The sequence below is a fragment of the Mesorhizobium sp. B2-4-7 genome (assembly GCF_006442685.1).
GTDB lineage: Bacteria > Pseudomonadota > Alphaproteobacteria > Rhizobiales > Rhizobiaceae > Mesorhizobium.
Map to the genome: position 1 here is coordinate 116702 of NZ_VFVH01000012.1, position 17126 is coordinate 133827.

The 17126-nt window shown below is 63.3% G+C and carries 16 protein-coding genes; 9 read left to right on the top strand and 7 right to left on the bottom strand.

Annotated features, from left to right (window positions below):
* Positions 1–694 precede the first annotated feature (694 nt).
* Positions 695–1633 carry a diacylglycerol kinase family protein gene (locus tag FJ946_RS26360; RefSeq protein ID WP_140567031.1) on the top strand — a complete coding sequence of 313 codons (939 nt, stop codon included), beginning with the start codon at positions 695–697 and terminating at the stop codon, positions 1631–1633.
* Positions 1634–1723: 90 nt separating this feature from the next.
* Here FJ946_RS26360 and FJ946_RS26365 read toward each other — a convergent pair whose 3' ends face one another.
* The 3 genes from FJ946_RS26365 to FJ946_RS26375 are packed head-to-tail and all read right to left on the bottom strand — an operon-like array spanning position 1724 to position 5465.
* Positions 1724–2641, bottom strand: a complete 918-nt coding sequence (locus FJ946_RS26365) for an NAD(P)-dependent oxidoreductase (protein ID WP_140567028.1) — start codon at positions 2639–2641, stop codon at positions 1724–1726.
* Positions 2638–3852, bottom strand: coding sequence for a mandelate racemase/muconate lactonizing enzyme family protein (locus FJ946_RS26370; protein WP_140567026.1), 1215 nt, complete (start codon positions 3850–3852; stop codon positions 2638–2640). The genes FJ946_RS26365 and FJ946_RS26370 overlap by 4 nt, the downstream gene beginning before the upstream one ends.
* Entirely contained in the window at positions 3849–5465 is a 1617-nt protein-coding gene (locus FJ946_RS26375; protein WP_140567023.1) for a GMC family oxidoreductase N-terminal domain-containing protein, read from the bottom strand. The genes FJ946_RS26370 and FJ946_RS26375 overlap by 4 nt, the downstream gene beginning before the upstream one ends.
* A gap of 206 nt (positions 5466–5671) precedes the next feature.
* Here FJ946_RS26375 and FJ946_RS26380 point away from each other — a divergent pair, with 206 nt between their 5' ends.
* Positions 5672–6613, top strand: a complete 942-nt coding sequence (locus FJ946_RS26380; RefSeq protein ID WP_140560631.1) for a phosphoribosylaminoimidazolesuccinocarboxamide synthase — start codon at positions 5672–5674, stop codon at positions 6611–6613.
* Between the two features lie 128 nt (positions 6614–6741).
* A complete protein-coding gene (locus FJ946_RS26385) occupies positions 6742–7137 on the top strand; it encodes an acyl-CoA thioesterase (protein WP_140560632.1) in 396 nt (131 codons plus the stop codon).
* A gap of 94 nt (positions 7138–7231) precedes the next feature.
* On the opposite strand, the gene FJ946_RS26390 is transcribed toward FJ946_RS26385, so the two are convergent.
* Positions 7232–7600 (bottom strand): helix-turn-helix domain-containing protein, encoded by a 369-nt coding sequence (locus FJ946_RS26390; protein WP_181165214.1) that lies wholly within the window; start codon positions 7598–7600, stop codon positions 7232–7234.
* Between the two features lie 104 nt (positions 7601–7704).
* Between FJ946_RS26390 and FJ946_RS26395 the strand changes: the two genes are divergently transcribed.
* Positions 7705–8310 (top strand): NADPH-dependent FMN reductase, encoded by a 606-nt coding sequence (locus FJ946_RS26395; protein WP_140495977.1) that lies wholly within the window; start codon positions 7705–7707, stop codon positions 8308–8310.
* Positions 8311–8363: 53 nt separating this feature from the next.
* Here the strand turns inward: FJ946_RS26395 and FJ946_RS26400 are convergent, their stop codons facing one another.
* Positions 8364–8765, bottom strand: a complete 402-nt coding sequence (locus FJ946_RS26400; protein WP_140495976.1) for a helix-turn-helix domain-containing protein — start codon at positions 8763–8765, stop codon at positions 8364–8366.
* A gap of 97 nt (positions 8766–8862) precedes the next feature.
* Between FJ946_RS26400 and FJ946_RS26405 the strand changes: the two genes are divergently transcribed.
* Positions 8863–9840 (top strand): zinc-binding dehydrogenase, encoded by a 978-nt coding sequence (locus FJ946_RS26405; RefSeq protein WP_140567021.1) that lies wholly within the window; start codon positions 8863–8865, stop codon positions 9838–9840.
* Between the two features lie 61 nt (positions 9841–9901).
* Here the strand turns inward: FJ946_RS26405 and FJ946_RS26410 are convergent, their stop codons facing one another.
* Both FJ946_RS26410 and FJ946_RS26415 read right to left on the bottom strand, forming a co-directional pair.
* Entirely contained in the window at positions 9902–10423 is a 522-nt protein-coding gene (locus FJ946_RS26410) for a hypothetical protein (protein WP_181167700.1), read from the bottom strand.
* 155 nt (positions 10424–10578) lie between these two features.
* Complete coding sequence (locus tag FJ946_RS26415) at positions 10579–10971, bottom strand: gamma-glutamylcyclotransferase family protein (RefSeq protein ID WP_246671078.1); 393 nt, start codon at positions 10969–10971, stop codon at positions 10579–10581.
* Between the two features lie 295 nt (positions 10972–11266).
* On the opposite strand from FJ946_RS26415, the gene FJ946_RS26420 reads away from it, so the two are divergent.
* The 4 genes from FJ946_RS26420 (at position 11267) to FJ946_RS26435 (ending at position 17085) form a co-directional block, all read left to right on the top strand.
* Entirely contained in the window at positions 11267–12145 is an 879-nt protein-coding gene (locus FJ946_RS26420) for a DMT family transporter (protein WP_140516990.1), read from the top strand.
* 407 nt (positions 12146–12552) lie between these two features.
* A complete protein-coding gene (locus FJ946_RS26425) occupies positions 12553–13977 on the top strand; it encodes a family 16 glycosylhydrolase (protein ID WP_140560635.1) in 1425 nt (474 codons plus the stop codon).
* A gap of 42 nt (positions 13978–14019) precedes the next feature.
* Entirely contained in the window at positions 14020–15765 is a 1746-nt protein-coding gene (locus FJ946_RS26430) for a type I secretion system permease/ATPase (protein WP_140732287.1), read from the top strand.
* A 3-nt stretch (positions 15766–15768) separates the two neighbouring features.
* The gene (locus tag FJ946_RS26435) at positions 15769–17085 is read left to right on the top strand and encodes an HlyD family type I secretion periplasmic adaptor subunit (RefSeq protein WP_140567016.1); all 1317 of its coding nucleotides are present in this window, start codon (positions 15769–15771) and stop codon (positions 17083–17085) included.
* Positions 17086–17126 lie beyond the last annotated feature (41 nt).

Genomic DNA, 17126 nt, shown 5'->3' on the forward strand with positions numbered 1-17126 from the left:
TACTAACCGATTTTGGCGCGCGGTGAAGCGGCGCCCGCAACTTCGCCGGGAAGGCGCTTGAGCGGCAGGGAAAAAGACAGTCGGCGCCGGGATTTCTCCCAGCGCCTCCCTGTCAGACCAGGACACGGTCACGGCAGCAACTCCCCTAAAGTCGTCGCACCAAGCCGGCCTTGATTTTGACGGTCCTGCCAGTCGCCGCCCGAAGGCCGCGCCCGTTCCAGACCACGCCGGTCTCCACCCTTGCGGGCTTTGCCCTGCGGCCATCGAAGGTTTTTGCCGTCCTTCATGGCAGCATCGGTCCGCCGTCGGCGTTGGCACGCTTTCCGCGGCCCCGTAGGTCTCGGCTTCCGTCCCTCGAAGCAGGCGAGCCTGCTCTCGCTTCGGGCCGTACGGGCCTCAGGAAATCCGCCTTTCACTTTCGCCTTTCGGCTGGGCGATTGGTAGCCGCCTGAGATGGGTTAAACTTACGCCGGCCAAGGGTGTTGGGGAATGCCCGCGGGCCTGTGGATAGCGGGATTATCGGGGACCATTGCCAGAAGTCTCGGAATTTCGCCCTCCAAGGCCTTAGACAGCCTGCCCTGCTTTTTCGGCACGCGAACCGAGAGCGCCTATTGCTCAGCCGACGGGCCCGGGCTTCAATGCCGGCAAAGGATCGGGCAGTGCGTGCCTGGCGCCTTGCGGGGAGGGATGCGCATTGAAGGTCGGGGTGGTGCTCAATCCGATTGCCGGCGGCGGCTGGCTGAAACGGCACTGGTCCGAGGTCGCCGCTTCGCTGAAAAATCACTTCGGTGATTTCGAGCTGCGCGAAACGCAAGCCGAAGGCGATGCCGAAAGGCTGGCGCTCGACCTCGCGGCAAACGGATTCGACCTGGTGATCGCGGCCGGTGGCGACGGCACTGCCAGCGAAGTGGCCGACGGCCTGTTGCAGGCATGCAAGGAAAACGGCCGCGCGCCCGAACTCGGCCTGCTGCCGTGCGGCACGGGTATCGATTTCGCGCGCGGGCTCGGCCTGCCGAAGGAGGTGGACGCGACGCTGAAGCGGATCGCCGGGGCCAAGGGCAGGGCGGTCGATGCAGGGCGCATCTGCTATATCGACGACCATGGCGCGCTGGCCAGCCGGCACTTCGTCAACATTGCGAGCCTGGGGCTCTCGGGCGCTACCGATCGCGCCGTCAACGCCGACAAGCGCAAGGGCAAGGTTGCGGCCAAGACGTTGTTCCTGTGTCGCACCGTGGTCGAATTCGCCCGCTACCGGTTCCAGGATGTAACGATTTCAGTCGATGACGGCGCGCCGGTCGAGGCGCGCATGGCGCTGGTCGCGGTGGCCAATGGCAAATTCTTCGGCGGCGGCATGATGATCGCGCCGGACGCCGAACTGACCGACGGCCAATTCGACATCGTCATCCTGCGCGCGGCCAGCAAGCTGAAGCTGATCTGGGACATCCGCCTGCTCTATGGCGGCCGGCATCGCAACCATCCGGCCATCACCATATTGCGCGGCAAGAAAGTGGTTGTCGAACCGCTTGGTGACGTGGAAAAGAACGGCGCACTGGTCGACATAGATGGCGAGTCGCCCGGGCGCATACCTGCGACCTTCGAGATCCTGCCCGGCGCACTGACGCTCAGATATTGATTCAAGACTTTGAGGGATTGATTCAGGTCGCTGCGGCCGTGATTCCGGAGGGACGCTCAACCTTTTGAAACCGCTTGAAGTTTCCCGGATTCAGATTTCCAGTTCGGACGGAAAACCGGGCGCGCGCAGGTCGGCGCCGACAGCGTCCTCGAGCAATTTGACGATCTGGGTCGACCAGGCGCCGCCGCCGTAAGCCGCCTTGCCCTGCTCGAAAATCGCATTGACGCGCGATGCCAGTTCCACCGGCACACCGAAATCCCGACCCATGCCCAGCGCGAAGCCGAGGTCCTTCAGCGCCAGGTCCATGGTGAAGCCGATGTCGTAGGAGCCGTTCAGGATGAGTTGGCTTTCGGTTTCGTGGACGAAGCTGTTGCCGGAGGAGGCAACGATGGCGTGATAGGCTTGGGCGAGGTCGAGCCCGCCTTGCCTAGCCAGCATCAGCGCCTCACCGGCGGCGACGAGATGGATGAAGGCCAGCATGTTGGTGATGACCTTGATCACCGCCGCCGAGCCGATCGGGCCCATCAGGAACGACTTCGCGCACATCGCATCGATGGCAGGGCGATGACGCTCGTAGAGGGCGGCATCGCCACCGACCAGCGCGGTGATTTTCCCGGCCGCCGCCAGATGCACGCCACCGGTGACCGGGCATTCCAAGGTCTCGATTCCCCTGGCCGAGGCAAGGCCCGCGAGGCGCACGATCTCGTCGCGGCCATTGGTCGACATCTCAATCCAGGTGCCGCCGGCGGGGAGGCCGTTGAGCAGTCCATCAGGACCGGCGAGTACCGCCTCACTGACCCTCGGCGATGGCAGGCAGGTGATGGCATTGCCCGCCCGCTCAGCCGCCTCGGCGGGGCTGCCGGCAGCGATAGCGCCGAGCGCCACGAGGCGCTCGATAGCGGCCGGGTCGCGGTCGAACACGGTGACAGCAAAACCATTTCGGACCAGGCTGGCGGCTAGCTTGCCGCCGAGATGACCAAGGCCGATGAAGGCGTAGCCTTCGCTCACGGCATCAACGGCGTTTGCATCATCTGCAAATGCAGGTCCTTGCCGGTGTACGGATGGGCGTCGCAGACGTCTTCGTTGAGTTCGACGCCGAGGCCAGGTTCCTTCGACGGGATGACGTTGCCGTCCTGCCACTCGATCTTCTTCTTGAGCAACGTGGCGTGGAAACCGTCCCACTGCTTCAGCGATTCCAGGATCAGGAAGTTGGGCAGCATCACCGCCAGCTGGATGTTGGCGGCGCCGACGATCGGTCCGCAATAGCAATGCGGCGCGATCTGGATGTGGTAGGCCTCGGCCATGGCGGCGATCTTCTTGGTTTCCAGAATCCCGCCGGAGCGGCCAAGATCCGGCTGCAATATGGTCGCGGCACGGTTCTCGATGACGCGGGCGAATTCGAACTTGGTCGTCAGGCGCTCGCCGGTGGCGATCGGGATCGAGGTCGCGCGGGCAACTTGTGCCATCACTTCGGGCATGTCGGGCGGCACCGGCTCCTCGAACCACAAGGGGTCATAGGGCTCGATGGCGCGCGCCAGGCGCAGGGCGCCGGAGGCGGTGAACTGACCGTGCGTGCCGAACAATATGTCGGCACGCGTGCCGACCGCCTCGCGGATCGCCTTGATCATGCGGGTCGAGACGTCGATGTCGAGCAGGCGCGGCTGGTGGCCGTCAAAGGCGGTGTAGGGACCGGCCGGGTCGAGCTTGACGGCATTGAAACCCTGCTCGACATATTCGAGCGCGCAGGCCGCCGCCATTTCGGGGTCGTTGTAGACATTCCTGCCGTCCGGGGCGTCCTCGGAATGGACGCTGCCGGTATGCGGATAGAGGTAAGTGTAGGAGCGCAGCGTCTCGTGCACCTGGCCGCCGAGCAGCTTGTAGACGGGTTTGTCCGCTTCCTTGCCAATAATGTCCCAGCAGGCCATTTCCAGCGCCGAGAAGCAGCCCATGCCGGACACGTCTGGCCGCTGCGTGAAGCCGGAGGAATAGGCGCGGCGAAAGAAATTCTCGATGTCGTGCGGATCGCGGCCGACGAGATAGCGCTCGGCCATGTCCTCGACCATCCTGGCCGTGACATGGGCGGAGAAGGTGGCGTTGTAGGCCTCGCCGTAACCCACCACACCGCCATCGGTGGTAAGCTTGACGAAGATGAAATACTTGCCGCCGATGCCGGGCGGCGGATTGCCGACAACCCAGGTCTTGACGTCGGTGATCTTCATTCTTGGTCCTCCAGAACCAGTTCGGCGCCTTTCCATCCGGTCAGGATCGAGGCGGCGTTGGTGTTGCCGGTGATGTTGTCGGGAAAGATCGAGGCGTCGATCACGCGCAAGCCTTCTAGCCCATGTACCTTGAGCCGCGGATCGACCACGGCGCGCGCGGGATCGGGTCCCATGCGGCAGGTCGAAACCGGATGATAGACGGTGCCGGAGCGTTTCCTGAAATCCGTGATCAGGTCGGCGTCCGAAGTGATTGATGGGCCTGGCAAAACCTCCTCCGCGATGATCTCGGCCATAGCCGGCATCGAGGCGATCTTGCGCACGAATTTCACCGCCGCCAGCATCTCCTCGACATCGGCATTGGTTGAATAGGCGTTGGCGACGATCTTGGGATGGTCCAACGGATTGCTGGAGCGGATCATGATCTCGCCGCGGCTCGACGGGCGGCAGTTGGACAAGCCGATGGAGAAGCCAGGCCAAGGGTCCGGCGTCAGGATCGGGCGCTCGCCACTCTTCGGGATGACGGTCGAAAACGCCTGGAAATAGAGCTGCATGTTGGGGCGCGAAAAGGCCGGGTCGGTGCGGAAGAAGCCACCGCCGTGGTTCATCGACAGCGACAGCGGGCCAGAACGCGTCAGGATGTATTGCATGCCGACCATGAGCTTGCCCCACCAGGGACGCAGGATCTGGTTCAGCGTCGGCAGCCTGCCCTTGAAGGTGTAGTTGATGCCGACATGGTCCTGCAGATTGGCGCCGACATTCTCGTTGGCGTGAATGACCGGGATGCCAAACCCGTTGAGCAGCGCCGCCGGGCCAATGCCGGAGAGCTGCAAAAGCTGCGGCGAGTTGATCGAGCCGGCGGACAGGATAATTTCGCGGCCGGCGCGGGCCGTCTTCGTCTGGCCCTTCTGCAGATATTCGATGCCGACCGCACGCTTGCCTTCGAAAAGGATGCGGCTTGCCAGCGCGTTGGTCTCGACACGGACGTTTGCGCGCTTCATCGCCGGGCGCAGGAAGGCGCGCGCGGCCGACATGCGGCGGCCGTTGCGGGTCGAGATCTGGTAGACGCCGACGCCTTCCTGTGCAGCGCCGTTGAAATCGGGATTGAACGGCAGGCCGGCCTGCTGGCCGGCGGCGAGGTAGCGCCTCGTCAGCGGGTGGACGGCATCAGACGTATCGCTGATGTGCAGCGGGCCACCTCTGCCACGCCATCTGTCGGCCCCGGCTTCATTGTCCTCCAGCGCCTTGAAGGCCGGCAGCAGGTCGTCATAGCCCCAGCCGGGATTGCCCGCGTCGCGCCAGTCGTCGAAATCCTCGCGCGCGCCGCGGATCCACACCATGGCGTTGATCGAGCTGGACCCGCCAAGCAACTTGCCGCGCGGCCAGTGGTCGACATTGCCGCCAAGACCGGGATCCGGCTCGGTCTTGTAGTTCCAGTTGACCGTGGGATCGAAGAAGGTCTTGCCGTAGCCGAGCGGCATCTGCACGTAGAAGCGGCGGTCGCTGCCGCCGGCTTCGAGCACAAGCACCGAAAAGCGGCCCGAGGCCGACAATTTATCGGCGAGCACCGAACCGGCCGAGCCGGAGCCGACGATGATGAAGTCGTAGGTCTGCATGATGGGTATGGCCGGCTCCGGAAATCTGGCCGCAGCCTAGACGGGGCGGGCTTGCCGCGTCGCTGGGCCTTCCGGCATGCGTTGTGAAAAAAGCGACCGCGATGCCGGATCCAGTTGCGGGGAACCCTTAACAATCCCGCTTGATACGCATGGGGTCGACAGCTTATGCGAGGACATCGGCCAATCTGCGCAAGGCAGGAGATCCCATGCGCGTCCTGTCGGATGCTTTCATTCCCGAACTGCCGGGTCACTACAAGGGCAAGGTCCGCGAGAATTACGACCTCCCGGACGGGAGGCGCATCATCATCGCCACGGACCGCCTCAGCGCCTTCGACACCATCCTGACCTCGATCCCGTTCAAGGGCGAGGTCCTGACGCAGACGGCGCGGTACTGGTTCGAGGAAACCGCCGATATCTGCCCGAACCATGTTCTCGAATATCCCGACCCGAATGTCGTCGTCGGCACCAGGCTCGACATCCTGCCGGTCGAGATCGTCGTGCGCGGCTATCTGGCGGGCACCACCAGCACCTCGATCCTGACCCGCTATCGTCGCGGCGAACGGGACATGTATGGCATGCGGCTGCCGGACGGCCTGCGCGACAATGAGAAGCTGGCCGAACCGATCATCACGCCGACCAGCAAGGCCGCGCATGGCGGCCATGACGAGCCGCTGTCCAGGACCGAGATCATCGAACAGGGCCTGCTCACCCAGGCGCAGTGGGACACCGTCTCGGATTACGCCTTGAACCTGTTCGCCCGCGGCCAGGCGCGTGCCGCCGAACGCGGCCTGATCCTCGCCGACACGAAATACGAATTCGGCATCGACCAAAACAGGACGATCATCCTGGCCGACGAAATCCACACGCCCGACAGCAGCCGGTACTGGATCGCCGGGAGTTACGAACAGGCCCTGGCGAACGGCACTCGGCCGGAGAGTTTCGACAAGGATTTCATCCGGTCGTGGGTGACGGCGCGCTGCGATCCCTACAGGGAGCCTATTCCGGAAATCCCGGATGAGATCGTCGAACAGGCCTCCAAAGTCTATGCGCAGGCTTACGAGGCCATCACCGGCAAGACGTTCGTCCCCGACGTTTCCGGGCATACTGTTCTCGATCGCATTCGAGCGAACCTCGAGCGCTATTTATAGAAGGCCGCGAGCCCTTGCGGGGGGACTCGAAATGAAGGTCCGAGCCGTGGATCGCGATCGTCTCGCGTTGACGCGTTGGCGCCTTGACGATACGGGATCAGGGCAGTCAATCTCTGGGGATAACTCGCATGGTGCATTACGCGGACGGGCGGCCGATCGGCGATCTGACGCTGCGCACGCTGGCCATGCCTTCGGACGCCAATGCCGCCGGCGACATTTTCGGCGGCTGGGTGATGGCGCAGATGGACCTGGCCTGCGGCATCCGCGCCGCCGAGCGCGCCAAGGGCCGCGTGGTGACGGCGGCGGTCAAGGAGATGTCCTTCGCCAAGCCGATGAAGATCGGCGACACGCTGTGCATCTACACCCATGTCGAGCGCGTCGGACGCACCTCGATCACGCTCAAGGTCGAGGCCTGGGCGCAGCGCTATCTCTCCGACCTGATGGAAAAGGTCACGCACGCCGATTTCGTCATGGTGGCGCTGGACGGCGAGGGCAAGCCGAAGGCCGTTCCAGCCGAAAACTAAAGCCTGGGACCGCTGTGAAACTGTCTTTCAGCCCTGCGGCGGCGGTGCAGGCACGAAGACAATCAGTCAATGATTGCTGAACGACTGTAGAATTTCAGCCATGCAGGCCATCGAATTTCGCACGCGCGGCCCGCACGCGCGTGGTGTTCCTGCGCGCCCATTCGCCGAGCGCGCTGACGGGGACCAGCAGTTCATGGCCGAGTTCGGTCAGCTCGTAGTCGACGCGCGGCGGAATGGTCGGGAACACGGTGCGGGTGACGAAACCGTCGCGTTCCAGCCCTCGCAAGGTGGTGGTCAGCATCTTCTGCGAGATGCCGCCGACAGCCGCGCGCAGCTCATTGAAGCGCAGCGGTCCGTCGCCGAGCTTGCCGACGACGAGCACGGTCCACTTGTCGCCGACGCGCTGCAGGATTTCCGAAACGGCACGGCAGTCTTCGGTGTTGTGCGGGTTCCTCAGTAACAAAAAGGTGCCTCCTTGCGCATGAAGTTGACAGGAACTCATATAGCCCCGGTATCCAAACGATACCAGTCTTACCTGCCCAGGAATTGCTTACCAGGAGAGCCCCTATGTCCAAACCCAAGATCGCCATCATCGTCGGTTCGACACGCGCCGCGCGCTTCGCCGACGTGCCCACCCAATGGATCGCCAAGATCGCCAAATCGCATGCCGATATCGAGGTCGATGTCGTTGACCTGCGCGATTTCCCGATGCCCTTCTTCGACGAGGTCGCATCCTCCGCCTGGGTGCCATCGACCAACGAGGTGGCGCAGCGCTGGCAGAAGAAGGTCGCCGAATATGACGGCTTCATCTTCACCGCCGCCGAGTACAATCACGGCCCGACGGCCGTGCTGAAGAACGCCATCGACTACGCCGCCAATGAATGGAACAAGAAGCCGGCCGGCTTCGTCGGCTATGGCAGCGTCGGCGGTGCCCGCGCTGTCGAGCAGCTGCGCCTCCACGCGGTCGAATTGCAGATGGCGCCGGTCAAGTCGGCCGTCCATATCGCCTGGGGCGATTTCCTCGCGGTGCGCCAGGGCGAGAAGAAGCTCGAGGAGATCGAGCACCTGAACCAGGCCGCGACCGCGCTCGTCAACGACGTCGCCTGGTGGGCCAAGGCGCTCAAGACCGCGCGCCAGGCCGACGCCATAGACGAGGAAATCAAGGCGGCCTGACCGCCTCGAAATCATCCTCCCAAGGATGTGGGGCGGCGCTTGCGCCGCCCTTTTCAATTGCGAAAGGCTGCTTGCTCGTCCCGCCCTGGTCGTGGCCGGATGACGCAGTCGGCAAGGCGATGCTTTTCGTTCAGTTCGTCGGCGTGGTGCTGGCCCCATTGGCACAGCGCCAGCAGGATGGGCTCGAGGCTGAGGCCGAGCGGCGTGGCGGAATATTCGACGCGCGACGGAACTTCGGCGAAGATTTCGCGGCTGACGAGACCGTGCTCCTCCATTTCGCGGAGCTGCTGGATCAGCACTTTCTGGGTGATGCCCGGCATCAGCGCCTTGAGTGCGGTCAGCCGCCTTGGGCCGTCGAAGAGATGGTAGAGGATGACCGCCTTCCAGCGCCCTGCGATCACTTTCAGGGCGCGCTCCGCCGGCAGCATCGGCAGTCTCTTGGTTATTCCCGCCATGGTCACCACCTGGTCAGCAGGGGACAAATGAGTGTGTAGTCGAGGTCTCGCAGATAGTGGCAAACCGCGGCCGATGCCATAGCGATCGGAGTTTGCCATGAAAGCCGCACAATTCAGCCGTTTCGGCGGCCCCGAGGTGCTGGAGACTGTCGACCTGCGGACGCCGGAGCCGCAGGCCGGCGAGGTGCTGATCCGCGTTCATGCCGCCGGCATCAACTTTTTCGAGGTGCTGATGCGCGCGGATGGTTATGCGGTGACGCCGCAATTGCCGATGGTTCCCGGCGTCGAGGCGGCGGGCGTCGTCGAGGCCGTCGGGCAAGGGGTGGACGGTGCGCTGATCGGGACCCGGATCGCGGCGCCCTTGTTTGCCTCGACACGCCCCTTTGGCGGCTATGCCGAGTATGTGACGATCGACGCAGGCTTGGGCCTTCCCCTACCGGCTCCGCTTTCGTCCGAGGAGGCGACGGCGTTGATGGTGCAGGGGCTGACCGCCTTTCATCTGTTGCGGCAAAGTCCGCCGGCGAACAGGACGGTTTTGGTTCCCGCCGCCGCGGGCGGGGTCGGTTCGCTGCTCGTCCAGTTGGCGAAGCGCCAAGGCGCGCGCCGGGTCATTGGGCTCGCCGGCGGCAAGGCCAAGCTCGACGTCGCCATGTCGCACGGTGCCGACATCGCCATCGATCGTCATTCCGGAGACTGGGAGGCCGAAACCAGAGACGCCGCGCAGGGTGGTCTCGATACGATCTATGACACCGTCGGCGGAGCGATGACCGGGGACTTCCTCGATATCCTGGCGCCCGGTGGCGAGCTCGTGTTTGCAGCACTTGGCCGCTATGCGCTTGGCGTTGCCCGGCTTGAGGCGATGATCGGCAGGAATCAGTCGTTGAAGGGCTTCGCGCTGCTCCCGCTGTTGTCCCCTGGGGTGCTGAGAGCGAGCCTTTCGGAGCTTTTCGATCTGGCTGCCAGCGGCGACATTGTCGTCACGACTGGCGGGCGCTTTCCGCTCGACCAAGCCGGCGAGGCGCATCGCCTGCTCGAAGAGCACCGCTCGATCGGCAAGGTCGTGCTGATGCCTTAGTGTCGGGCTGCCGGGCAATCCGCTGGGGATGGAAATAGCCTTCGGCCCAAAATCGTGCGTGTCAAACGCCCGCGATCGCGAACAGCCAGGCGAGGATATCGAACAACAAAAGAACCAGCGCGATCTGCAATGCTACCCGAAGCCGCTGGATGATGCGCCAGTTGCTGGCCATGTCGGCCTTGATGCGAAGGGCAAGCGCGCGCTGCATGGCCGATATCTTCAGCGGCCTGTCGCCATCGACATATTGATGGAGCAGCTCTTCCGGATCGAAGCGGAACGTGTATTTGTGATAGGGCCAAAGCAGGAAGACGATCAGTCCGCCGATGCCGAACAGCAGGGCCACTGCGATCCAATCCCAGAGCCCGAGCCCGTCGGAAAGCGCCCTTGCGCCAAGCAACGAGTTTACAAACGCGGTGGCGAAGATGAGGCTGCCCGCGCGCGTGTTCATGTTCTCGACGAGATTCTGCTGATGATTGAGGCCTCGCACCGCCTCCTGATAGATAAATGCCAGGCGAGGATCGTCGTCGGCAGGATCGCTTGCGACTGCCGTGTTGCTGCCTCCGGCGCCGGTACGTTCAGTCATGAGAATGCTCTATGCCGCATCGGTGATGCGTCACCTTAGCTCAAAATCCCTTGGCGCTAAAACGTGCCGGAGCATCAGTGGCGAGGTGAAACCACTTGGCGTCGCAGAAAAGCCGAACCAGGCGGGAAACGCCATGCACGTTTCCTGGAGTTGTTCTAGCCACCCCATGAAAGCGCGAAGCGCCGATCATTGTAGTCTTTGAGATATCGGGAGTGGATCGGCGCGGCGAGATGCCGGCATTTCATGTAGACATATGCCGAGACAGGCGGCCCGCCATCGACAGGCTCTGCTTCGATCAGCACGCGCAAATTTCCGGGCTTGCTAACGGATTCGATCCTGTCGAGGTTTGCCAAGGCGCGATCGTCCACGACGTAGAGTTCGCCGCCGACCTGGAAGCCGACGCCTGGTTCATTGAACATCATCGGAGCGAAGCGAGGTCCAGCGATCAGCATCGGGAAGCGCTCTCGCGTCCTGTAGGCGCCCAGAAATGCGGCTTCGGACAAACCCTCGCCGTGAAGGGGAAAGCCTTTCTTCAAGGTACCAAACACGAAGAGTTTCCGCATCATGCGCGGGGAACGCCGGCCAAGCTTGGGAGTTCATCTGTTTTCATCGGCGTTCGGGGCAGCGGAAATGAGCAAGACAGCGGATTCAGCATCGTATCCGGGCTGAGGCGTGGAGCTGTGAAGGTTGCTTTCGCGCGATGCCGGACCGATACGGGTTGGCCCTCCATATGGGCGGAGCTGCCATCTGGCTCGGCCGTTCTGCCCTGATATATCCGGCCGCGATCCATCACATGAGCAAAGCCCCGTGAAGTCATCCAGCCTGGCAGGCGTCGTTTCCCCCATGATCCCGGTGCTGGTGTGCGCGCTCGGCATCTTCCTTCTGTCGGGGATGGATGCGGCGATGAAGGTTCTGGTCATTGCCGTGGGCGTCTACAACACGGTGCTATGGCGCAGCATGCTGGCAACCGTGGTCGCGGGCGCCGGCTGGTCGGCAGGGTCGCGTTCATTTCCCGCCCTTTCCGTGTTGAGGCTGCATGCGCTGCGTGCCGTTGTTGTCGGCATTGTCTTGCTGTCGTTCTTCTGGGGGCTTGCCAGGCTGCCGCTGGCGGAGGCGATCGGCCTCAGTTTCGTGGCGCCGCTGTTTGCGCTCCTGCTGGCCGCACTGTTGCTGGGCGAACGGATACAGCGACAGGCGATCTGGGCATCGCTGGCCGGCATTGCCGGCGTCGCAATCATAATAGCCGGACAGTTCGGGCATGCGACCTATGCCGAGGATGCCCTGCTCGGCACGGCCGCCGTGCTGGTATCGACGGTGTTCTACGCCTACAATCTGATCCTCGCGCGGCAACAGGCGCTGCTGGCCAAGCCGATCGAAATCATGCTGTTCCAGAACCTTTGCGTTGCCGTCATCCTCGGTCTCGCGGCACCCTGGCTTGCCATTGCGCTGCCAAGCGAGCTCTGGCTTCCTCTCGCCGGGGTGACGGCGCTTTCGCTCGCCGGCCAATTCCTGATGAGCTGGGCCTACGCGCGCGCCGAAGCGCAATATCTGATCCCGACCGAATACTCCGCCTTCATCTGGGCGATTGCGCTTGGGTGGTTCTTCTTCGACGAGGCGGTGACCTGGACCACGCTGGCGGGAGCGGGCCTCATCGTGGCCAGTTGCCTGATCGCCTCGCGCTCGAACCCGAAGCTTTCCGAACCGATCGAAGCCGCGGTTTGACGGTGTTCCCCTGCGACAAATAGCAGGCACTGCGCCGCCGGCCCGAGGCCTGTTCCCTCGCTCGATGCGCCAGCCCTCGAATTCGCCCATCGCTCCAGAGCGGCAATGTTACGGCCCGCCAGAAAGCCGGAATCGCTTTTTTGTGACCTACGCCAGGCGTGGCAGCAAGTATATCGCCGTTTTCTCGGTATAAGCGAAAATTTTATTAAAAGTTTTACTGACTTCATTACGATTTATAGACCATTTCTTGGCCTCTAGTGCTTTCGTTTCGAAAAATGTCACCCAACAGTCGATGTAATGCTGAACTGTGTGGCAAGCTCCTGGAACGACATCGTGCATGGCAACGTTGCTCCGTAAGCGGTTGCCGTTTCGAATGACCTGAACAGGCGCGAGGAAAGGATTTCCTGATGAGCACCGTCGTGAACGCCAAAGGCATCCCTCTCCCCTACACGGGCACGTCCACCCATTGGTTCTCGGCGACCGGATCCGGGCCGGAATTGCACGGCACCTCCGGCAACGACTCCTTCTGGGGGGACGCCAGCGTCAACGTCACCATCTATGGCGGCGCGGGCGACGACTACTATCACCTCTATTCCACCAACAACAAGGTGGTTGAGGATCCCGGGACTGGCATCGACACGATCGACACATGGATGAGCTACAAGCTCCCCGACAATTTCGAGAATCTCGTCGTCACCGGCAACAATCGCTATGCGTTCGGAAATGCGTTGGACAACATCATCAAGGGTGGCTCGGGCCATCAGACGCTGGATGGCGGTCAGGGCAACGACGTGCTGATCGGCGGCAGCGGCGCCGACACTTTCATCATCACCAAGGGCAATGGAAGCGACCTGATCACCGATTTCGGCGCGGACGACACGGTCCGCCTCAATGGCTACGACTTCATGTCTTTCGACGACGTCAAGGCACATATGACCCAGGCAGGATCGAACCTTCTGCTGAACCTCGGATCCGACGAGGTGCTGGTCTTCAACAACACGACGGTGGACAAGCTGGCGCCCAGCCAGTTCGAACTGCCGATCGACAAGTCCGGAATGACGCTGTCCTTTTCCGACGACTTCAACACGCTCAGCCTTTGGAACGGCCATGATGGCACCTGGAATTCCAACTTCTGGTGGGGAGCGCCGAACGGAAGCACGTTGAGCAGCAATGGGGAGCTGCAATGGTACATCGACGCCAATTACGGCCCGACCAGCTCAGTCCACCCGTTCAGCGTGGAAAACGGGGTGCTCACCATCACTGCGGCGCAAGCGCCCGAAGACATCAAGCCACTGATCAACAATTACGAATACACCTCGGGCATCCTGACGACCCACGAAAGCTTCTCGCAGACCTACGGCTATTTCGAAATGCGGGCGGACCTGCCCGAAACGGCCGGAGCCTGGCCGGCCTTCTGGCTGCTGCCGGAAGACGGCTCGTGGCCGCCGGAACTGGACGTCCTGGAAGCGCGCGGGCAGGATCCGAACACGCTCATCATGACGGCGCACACGAACGAGACGGGACAGCACACCAAGGTCTCTTCCTCGGTGAATGTTTCGGACACCGACGGCTTCCATACCTATGGCCTGCTGTGGACACCGGATACGCTCGTCTGGACCTATGACGGCGTAAAGGTCGCCGAAGCCGCGACGCCGTCCGACATGCACACGCCCATGTACATGCTGGCCGATCTAGCCGTCGGCGGTTTTGCCGGCGCGCCTCCCGACCATCTCGCCACGCCGGCGGAGATGAAGATCGACTATATCCGCGCCTATACGCTGGATGACCTGCAGCACCACCCCCTGGACGTCGCGGGCGACCACTCGGTCTGAGCGCCGATGTCTCGGGACATGAACCGCCAAGGGAGCGCGGGAATGATGGGACAGTCAGGTCTGCGGGCGGTGTTGTGGCGCGCCATCGCCGATGTCGGCGTTTTCTCGTTGCTGATCAACGTCCTGCTGCTGGTGATCCCGCTCTATCTGTTGCAGGTTTATGATCGGGTCCTGCCTTCCTCCAACGTCGAGACGCTTGTCTACCTGTCGGTCATCGCGGTTCTCGCGCTGGTCTTTCTGGGCTTTCTGGACGCGGTGCGCTCCATTTACACGCAGCGCGTCGCGGCCAGCATCGACAGCAAGCTCGGGACGGAGACGTTCGCCGCTTCGCTCGCGGCCAACCATGCCTCCGCAGGCCTGTCGCCATTGCGCGATCTCGCCTCGGTATGCGCCTTCATCAGGTCGCGCGGCGTGGCGGTCCTGTTCGACCTGCCGTTTGCTCCGTTCTTCCTCGGACTGCTCTACCTGATCCATCCCGTCCTGTTCTGGCTCACCTTGGCTGGCGTGGCGATGCTGCTTGCACTGGTCATGGCAACCCAGCTTGCCATCGGCAGGAACGACGCCTTGTTTTCACGACGTTCGGCGGTCGCCAGCCAGTCGGAGCAGGCCTTTGCCCGCGACGCCGAGACGCTGCGCGCCATGGGCATGGTCCAGAACGCCGCGCGGGCGTGGGGAAAGCACGTCGCCGAAGCGCTGATCGTTCACGGCCGCGCGTCGACGGCTAATGCGATCTTCAGCGGAACGTCGCGGGCGGTGCGGATGATGCTGCAGCTGGCGATACTGGGCGTGGGTGCGTGGCTGGTCCTGCAAGGCAAGATGACGGCCGGGATGATATTCGCGTCTTCCCTGGTATCGTCGCGCGCGCTGCAGCCGCTCGACCAACTGATCGGCTCGTGGCGGCAGATCGTCGACGCCAGACGATCGTGGAAACGGCTGGAGGCAACCCTTTCGGCACGTCCGTCCGCGGTGCAAAAACTGGCCTTGCCTGATCCGTCAGGCGCGATTTTGGCGCAGGATCTGATCTACGTCGCGCCGAATACGCCCGGCGGTCCGCCCATCGTCAAGAGGCTGAATTTCCACATCGGGGCCTGCGAGGCGGTGGCGATCGTCGGCCCGAGCGGAGCCGGCAAATCGACGCTCGCCAGATTGCTTGTCGGTGCGCTCCAACCGGTCAGCGGCTCGGTCAGGATCGACGGTGCCGATCTCAGGACCTGGGACGAAAAGCAGCTTGGAAGGCATATCGGCTATCTCGCGCAGGAGGTGGAACTGTTCCCGGGATCGATCGCGGAGAACGTCGGCCGCTTCGACCCCGACGCGGATGACGCCTCGATCGTCGAGGCGGCAAAGCGTGCCCAGGCCCATGAACTGATTTTGACGCAGCGCGACGGCTACCAGACGATGATCGGTCTCTCTGACAGGGCGCTGTCGGGCGGCGAGCGCCAAAGGATCGGGCTGGCGCGCGCCCTGTACGGCAACCCCAGAATTCTCGTCCTGGACGAGCCCAACGCTCATCTCGACGGCGCCGGCGAGGCGGCGCTCGAAGCGGTGCTCTCGGCTGCGCGCGCGGCAGGGACTACCTTGATCGTGATCACGCACCGCCCTTCGATCGCAGCGGCCTGCGACCGCGTGATGCTGCTGCGCGACGGCGTGATCGAAGCCTTCGGCCCGAGCGGCGATTTGCTGCGACAGCCGCTCGCCGGCAATTCTCCCCAGCAGAATACGGTGGTGACGGGGTCGTTCGCCACGACGATCCGCAGTGCCCCGCAAAAAACCCGCTTTGGATCGTAGATGATGGCAGTGCACAGCCTCGCCGGGGAACGCAGCCCGCGCACCGACACAGGGCGCGTGGCATTGGCCGGCTATGCGGCGATAGCGATATTTGCAGGTTGCTTCGGTTATTGGGCGGCCTATGCCCCCTTGTCCGGTGCGGTGATCACGCAAGGCACGATCTCGGCGATGGGCGGGAACATCCTCATCCAGCACCCCGAGGGCGGCATCGTCCAAGAGTTGCTGGTCCACGAAGGCGATCGCGTGCGGCAGGCGCAGGATCTGATCGTGCTGGATCCAACCGCCGCGCAGGCCGAGCTCAACCGGCTGACGAGGCAGTCGATCGCGCTCAGGGCAAGTGCGGCGCGGCTAGAGGCGGAGCGGGACGGGCTGGACAGGCTGGCGCCGATCACAACAGCGGCGCCGGCGCCGCTTCAGCACGATTTCGAAATGCTGGTTCGCGAACAGCAGAAGGAGTTCGACGCCAGGCTCGCCCGGTTCCGGTCGGAACGATCGATCCTCCAGCAGCGGGTCGTCATGCATCGGCAGTCCGTCGTGGGATTGGACGCCCAGAAACAAGCCATCCAGCAGCAGGTCGAGGTGGTGAAGAAGGAGCTCGGCATCAAGACCAGCCTTTTGGACAAAGGCCTGACCAACCGCACCGAATACTCCCAGCTTCTGCGCAGCGAAGCCGACCTCGTCGGCCAGGCGGGAGCGCTGGAGGCCAGTCTTGCATCGGCCAGCACCCAGATCGTCGAGGCGCAGGAGCAGACCGAGCGCTTGACCACGCAACGGGTGGAGGAGGCGCTGACGAAGCTGGACGAGGTTCGCTCCAACCTGGCCGACGTCGAGGAACAGATCAGGGCGGCCGCGGCGGTGCTGCGGCGCACGACAATCAAGGCGCCGGCAGCGGGCATCGTGGTGTCGTCGACCTACAATTCCAAGGGCAGCGTAATTGCCCCGGGCGAAAAGATCATGGAAATCCTGCCGACGGCATCGGGGTTGGTCGTGGACACGAAGCTGCGGCCGAAGGACATCGATCAGGTACGCGTCGGCCAGCCGGCGAAACTGCGATTGTCCGCCTTGAACGCGCGGCTCACGCCCGAGGTTCCAGCCACCGTGACACAGGTTTCCGCGGATCGGCTGATCGACGAGGCTACGCGTGAACCCTATTTCCGGGCGAAGCTGAAGATCGACGCCCTGCCATCCCGCGTGAAGCCCGAGCAGCTCTATCCCGGGACGCCGGTCGAGGCGTTCATCAGCACCGGCGACCGGACTTTCCTGGAATATCTCGCGCGGCCGATGCTCGATTCGTTCGCCCGCGCCTTCACGGAGCAGTAGGCGCGGACCGGTAGATCGATCGGCCGACGCCCATGGCTCTT

What these genes read in the sequence shown, in the direction of transcription:
- FJ946_RS26425 (WP_140560635.1), top strand. Translation starts at nt 12,553, where the DNA reads ATGAGCACCGTCGTGAACGCCAAAGGCATCCCTCTCCCCTACACGGGC.
- FJ946_RS26380 (WP_140560631.1), top strand. Translation starts at nt 5,672, where the DNA reads ATGCGCGTCCTGTCGGATGCTTTCATTCCCGAACTGCCGGGTCACTAC.
- FJ946_RS26405 (WP_140567021.1), top strand. Translation starts at nt 8,863, where the DNA reads ATGAAAGCCGCACAATTCAGCCGTTTCGGCGGCCCCGAGGTGCTGGAG.
- FJ946_RS26375 (WP_140567023.1), bottom strand. Translation starts at nt 5,465, where the DNA reads ATGCAGACCTACGACTTCATCATCGTCGGCTCCGGCTCGGCCGGTTCG.
- FJ946_RS26435 (WP_140567016.1), top strand. Translation starts at nt 15,769, where the DNA reads ATGGCAGTGCACAGCCTCGCCGGGGAACGCAGCCCGCGCACCGACACA.
- FJ946_RS26395 (WP_140495977.1), top strand. Translation starts at nt 7,705, where the DNA reads ATGTCCAAACCCAAGATCGCCATCATCGTCGGTTCGACACGCGCCGCG.
- FJ946_RS26430 (WP_140732287.1), top strand. Translation starts at nt 14,020, where the DNA reads ATGATGGGACAGTCAGGTCTGCGGGCGGTGTTGTGGCGCGCCATCGCC.
- FJ946_RS26370 (WP_140567026.1), bottom strand. Translation starts at nt 3,852, where the DNA reads ATGAAGATCACCGACGTCAAGACCTGGGTTGTCGGCAATCCGCCGCCC.
- FJ946_RS26385 (WP_140560632.1), top strand. Translation starts at nt 6,742, where the DNA reads ATGGTGCATTACGCGGACGGGCGGCCGATCGGCGATCTGACGCTGCGC.
- FJ946_RS26400 (WP_140495976.1), bottom strand. Translation starts at nt 8,765, where the DNA reads ATGGCGGGAATAACCAAGAGACTGCCGATGCTGCCGGCGGAGCGCGCC.
- FJ946_RS26420 (WP_140516990.1), top strand. Translation starts at nt 11,267, where the DNA reads ATGATCCCGGTGCTGGTGTGCGCGCTCGGCATCTTCCTTCTGTCGGGG.
- FJ946_RS26410 (WP_181167700.1), bottom strand. Translation starts at nt 10,423, where the DNA reads ATGACTGAACGTACCGGCGCCGGAGGCAGCAACACGGCAGTCGCAAGC.